6 protein-coding genes are annotated in these 4,492 nt (G+C 75.1%); 5 read left to right on the top strand and 1 reads right to left on the bottom strand.

The window, feature by feature from the left end:
* Positions 1-967, bottom strand: a 967-nt coding sequence (locus ADY01_RS33270; protein WP_049580483.1) for an aldo/keto reductase, incomplete at its 3' end; no start/stop codon positions are given.
* Between the two features lie 114 nt (positions 968-1,081).
* Here ADY01_RS33270 and ADY01_RS33265 point away from each other — a divergent pair.
* From ADY01_RS33265 to ADY01_RS33245, 5 genes are all read left to right on the top strand, one after another.
* Positions 1,082-1,717, top strand: coding sequence for a TetR/AcrR family transcriptional regulator (locus tag ADY01_RS33265; RefSeq protein ID WP_049580482.1), 636 nt, complete (start codon positions 1,082-1,084; stop codon positions 1,715-1,717).
* Positions 1,718-1,744: 27 nt separating this feature from the next.
* Positions 1,745-2,176 (top strand): hypothetical protein, encoded by a 432-nt coding sequence (locus tag ADY01_RS33260; RefSeq protein WP_159001579.1) that lies wholly within the window; start codon positions 1,745-1,747, stop codon positions 2,174-2,176.
* Positions 2,173-3,183, top strand: a complete 1,011-nt coding sequence (locus ADY01_RS33255; protein WP_049580480.1) for a hypothetical protein — start codon at positions 2,173-2,175, stop codon at positions 3,181-3,183. Before ADY01_RS33260 ends, ADY01_RS33255 begins: the two co-directional genes overlap by 4 nt.
* Positions 3,180-4,118: an AAA family ATPase gene (locus ADY01_RS33250; protein ID WP_049580479.1), complete on the top strand. Its 939-nt coding sequence runs from the start codon at positions 3,180-3,182 to the stop codon at positions 4,116-4,118. Before ADY01_RS33255 ends, ADY01_RS33250 begins: the two co-directional genes overlap by 4 nt.
* Positions 4,119-4,121: 3 nt before the next feature.
* Positions 4,122-4,492 (top strand): hypothetical protein (locus tag ADY01_RS33245; RefSeq protein WP_049580478.1); only part of this gene is annotated, 371 nt, incomplete at its 3' end.

Raw genomic sequence — 4,492 nt, 5'->3', positions numbered from 1 at the left:
GGGTGCGGGTGGTGGCCTTGGTGAGGCGGGCCTGGTGGTCGGGGGTCAGGGACCAGGTCAGGGCGGCGAGGTTCTCCCGGAGTTGGGACTCCGTGCGGGCGCCGGTGATCACGGAGGTGACCGTGGGGCGGGTCAGGAGCCAGTTGAGGGCGATCTGCGGGACGGGGCGGCCCGTTTCGTTGGATATCTCCTCCAGGGCGTCGGTCACCGTGTAGAGGTGGTCGTCGTCCACCGGCGGGCCGTGGGCGGCCGTTTCGTGGAGGCGGCTGCCCGCGGGGACCGGGTGGTGGCGGCCGATCCTGCCGGTCAGGCGGCCCCAGCCGAGGGGGCTCCAGACCAGCGCGCCGACACCCTGGTCGCGTGCCAGCGGCATCAGCTCCCACTCGTAGTCCCGGCCGAGCAGCGAGTAGTAGACCTGGTGGGAGACATAGCGGGGCAGGCCGAGGCGGTCGGCGGCGGACAGGGACTTCATCAGCTGCCAGCCGGAGAAGTTGGAGACGCCGGTGTAACGGACCTTCCCGGCGCGGACCAGGGTGTCCAGGGTGGTGAGGACCTCCTCGACCGGCGTGCCCGCGTCGAAGGCGTGCAGCTGGAAGATGTCGAGGTGGTCGGTGCCGAGGCGGCGCAGGGCGGCCTCGCAGGCGCTGATCAGGCGGGAGCGGGAGGAGCCGGCGTCGTTGGGGCCCTCTCCCGTCGGGAGGGCGGTCTTCGTCGACAGCAGGACGCGGTCGCGGCGGCCCTTCACGGCCGCGCCGAGGACCTCCTCCGAGGCGCCGTCCGAGTAGACGTCGGCGGTGTCGAAGAGGGTCACGCCCGCGTCCAGGCAGATGTCCACCAGGCGCCGCGCCTCCTTCGCGTCCGTGCTGCCCCAGGCGCCGAAGAGCGGCCCCCGGCCGCCGAACGTGCCCGCGCCGAAGCTCAGCGCGGGGGCCATGAGGCCGGACGCGCCCAGGCGTCGGTACTCCATGAGGGCTCCTTGAGGGGTCAGCGGTTCAACGGGCTAACGGGTCGGGAGTTCCGTTAGGCGGTACGCTGGCGACCGTACCAGAATGGGGCGCGTTAATGGAATGGGAGTGCCGTTATGGGTGAGCCGGGGACCGTTCGGCCCGGGGGGCGCACGGCGCGGGTGCGCGAGGCGGTGCTGCGCGCCGCCGGGGACGCGCTGGCGGAGGGCGGGCTCGCGGCGCTCGACCTCGCCGATGTCGCCCGCCGCGCCGGAGTGGGCAGGACCACCGTCTACCGGCGCTGGTCGACGGTGGCCGGGCTGGTCGCCGACCTGCTCGTCGACATGGCCGAGCAGTCGCTGCCCCGCTCCGACACCGGCTCCCTGCTGGGCGATCTGACCGCCAACGCCCGCCTGGTGCGGCGCACGCTCGCCGACCGCAGGCAGGGCGCGCTGTTCAAGGCGGTCATCGCCGCGGCCACCACCGACGCCAGGACGGAGGAGGCGCTGCGCCGGTTCTACGCCGTCCGCGTCGCCGAGTGGGCGCCCTGCGTCCGGCAGGCCGCCGAGCGGGGCGAGGTCCCGGAGGACACCGACGCGGAGGAGGTGGTTCGCGCCGTCTCCGCTCCGCTCTACTACCGGCTGCTGGTCAGCGGTGACCCCCTCACCGAGGCCGCCGCGGACCGCGCCGCCGAGGCGGCGGTGGCGGCGGCGAGGGCGGGCGCGTTCCGGGCGGACGCCAACTCCACCGAAATCTCCGGGAGTCGCGTCTGAGTGGCCGTCACCTCCTACGATGTGGGGGTGGACACGGACGTCATCCGGGCACGGAGGCTGTACGGCAGGCTGATCGACGCGGACGCCGATCCGGGCGCGGGCGGCGTCGTGCTCGATGTCGTGAGCGACGAGCGGGCCGACGAGGTGAGCCGGCGGCTGGCGGAGTTGTTCGCCGAACGGCCCGGGGTGGACGCCGTCGTGCTCCGCGTCAACGGTCACCCCATCGGTGCCAGCACCCGCGCGAGGGTCGTGGCGGCCGCCGGATTCGCGGGCGCCACGCCCGAGTTCGGCATGGCCGACCGCGCCGCCCTGCCCGGCCTCTCGGGTCAGTACCGGCTCGTCCGCTTCGCCTGTGCCCGCCCCGGCTGCCGGGCGCGGGAGGCGCGTTCCTTCTACGACGAGAGAACCGTCCCGGTCTGCGCGGCGGCGGGCCACGGCGTGATGGAGCTGCTGCGGTGAGCCTGGCGTCGGCGGTCCGGCCGCCCGCCGAACTGGCCGGGGGGCGCCGCCACTTCCTCGTCGGGCACCTGCCGCTGCTCGCCTCGGCGCTCTTCCTGCTGGTGCTCCTGTGGTCGGGAGCCCGTGCCTGGGAGGCCCCGGCGGACGGGCGTCCCAGCCTGGACGCGGCCTGGACCACCGCCGCCGCGCTGGGCGCGGGCGAGCTGGTCGTCCTCACCCTCGGCGTCACCGTGGCCGCCATCCTGCTCCACCCCTTCCAACTGGCCCTGGTCCGCCTGCTGGAGGGCGGATGGCCCCGCCGTCTCGGCGGTCGGTGGGCCGGGGAGCGGGCCGTCCGCCGCCATCTGGCGCGCAAGCGCGCCTGGGAGAAGGCCGCCGCGCTGCCGCCGGGCGACCCGGAGGCGCTGACCGAGGAGCAGGTGCGGCAAGCCGGCCTCGCGGGCCGGGAGTTACGCCGCCGCTATCCGCTCCCCGACCACCTGGTGCGCCCCACCGCGCTGGGGAACGCGCTGGCCGCGATGGAGGACGGTGCCGGACGCCCCTACGGCCTCGACGCCGTCGCCGCGTGGCCCCGGATCTACCCGGTGCTCGGCGACCGGACGCGGGCGCTGGTGGACGACGGCCGCGACAGCGTCGACGCGGCGGCCCGCATGGCCGTCGTGATGGCGGCGGCCTTCCTCGCCTCCGCCGTGCTCCTGGCGCGGTGCGGCGGGTGGCTGGCGCTGTCCCTGCCGCCGCTCGTGGCGGCGTGGCTCTCCTACCGCGGCGCGGTCCAGGCGGCGCTCGCGTACGGGGAGTCGGTGCACGTCGCGTTCGACCTGCACCGCCTCGACCTGCTCGCGGCCCTCAGGCTGGAGCGGCCCGAAGGGCCCGCGGCGGAGCGGGCGTTGAACAGGCAGCTGAGCGATCTGTGGCGGCAGGGCGTCCCGTTGGACCCCGCCCTGCGCTACACCGCGGAACCGGAGGGGCCGGACGGTCCTGACGCGGACGGAGGAAGGACCCGATGATCCTGCCGTACTCCCTGCTGGTGGGCCACGAGGAGTTGCGCACCGCGCTGGAGATCGCCTATGTCAACGAGGCCGTCGGCGGGGTGCTCGCCACCGGGCAGCGCGGCACGGCCAAGACGACCACGGTCAGGGCGTTCACCATGATGACGGTGGGGCGGCTTCCCGTGACGCTGCCGATCGGCGCGACCGACGACCGGGTGCTGGGCGGCTGGCAGATCAAGAAGCTGATGCAGGGCGCCGCCGAGCCGGAGGACGGGCTGCTGGTGGAGGCCGCCAGATCGCCCGCCCGCATGCTGTACGTCGACGAGATCAACCTGCTGGACGACTACCTCGTCAACATCATCCTCGATGTCGTCTCCACCGGCGTCCTCAGCGTGCAGCGCGAGGGGCGCGCCGAGGATCTGCGCGGCGTCCACTTCACGCTGGTCGGCACCATGAACCCGGACGAGGGCGGGCTCCGCCCCCAACTCCTCGACCGCTTCGGCCTGGTGGCCGACGTGCTGCCCGAGGACGACCCGGAGCGGCGTCGGCGGATCGTGGAGACGGTGCTGCGTTTCGAGGCCGAACGAGACGACCCCGCCTCGGAGTTCATGGCCGAGGCACGGGAGCGGGACGCGCGGCGGAAGGCGTCGCTCGACGCGGCCAGGGAGCGGCTCGACGCCGTCCGCTACGGCCCGGACGTGGCCGCCGCCTGCGCCCGGCTCGCGGCGGCGTTCCGGCTGATCGGCCACCGCGGCGACCTGGTGCTCGGCCGCGCGGGGCGGGCGCTGGCCGCCATCGAGGGCGAGGCCCAGGTCACCGAGCGCCATCTGCGGCGCGTCGCCAAGCTGGTGCTGGTGCACCGCCGGGGGCACGCCGACTCGGGCACCCTGCCCGCTTGGACGTCCGAGGACGACGCCCGCGTGGACGAACTCCTGCCGGGCTCCGCGGGCTGAGCCATGGCCGACGCGGCGGGAACGACCCCGGCTCCGGGCGGCGCGCTCGACAGGGCCCTGAGCGTCCTCGGCTGCGTGGCGGCCGAACCGCGGCTGGGCGGCGTGCTGTTCTTCGACCTGGAGCCCGCGCTGCTGCCGCTCCTGGGCGACCTGCTCGGCGACCTCCTCGGGGAGCTGTCCGGCGTCCTTCCGGGCGGGGCGGCGGAGGGGCGCGGGCCGAACGTCGTCACCCTCGGGTCCTGGGTCGCGCCGGAGGACCTGTGGCTGCGCACCGGCCTGACCGAGGAGCGCTTCGCGATGCTGCCGGGCGCGCTGGTCGAGGACGGCGGCGGGGACGGCGGCGAGGACGGTGGCGGGGACGGCCGGGACAGCGG

The sequence above is a fragment of the Streptomyces sp. SBT349 genome, from assembly GCF_001083795.1.
In the GTDB taxonomy this organism is placed as follows: Bacteria; Actinomycetota; Actinomycetes; order Streptomycetales; family Streptomycetaceae; genus Streptomyces.
Note: the sequence above shows the minus strand (reverse complement) of the source record. Positions and strands in the feature narration are given on the sequence as shown.

What these genes read in the sequence shown, in the direction of transcription:
- ADY01_RS33265 (WP_049580482.1), top strand. Translation starts at nt 1,082, where the DNA reads ATGGGTGAGCCGGGGACCGTTCGGCCCGGGGGGCGCACGGCGCGGGTG.
- ADY01_RS33250 (WP_049580479.1), top strand. Translation starts at nt 3,180, where the DNA reads ATGATCCTGCCGTACTCCCTGCTGGTGGGCCACGAGGAGTTGCGCACC.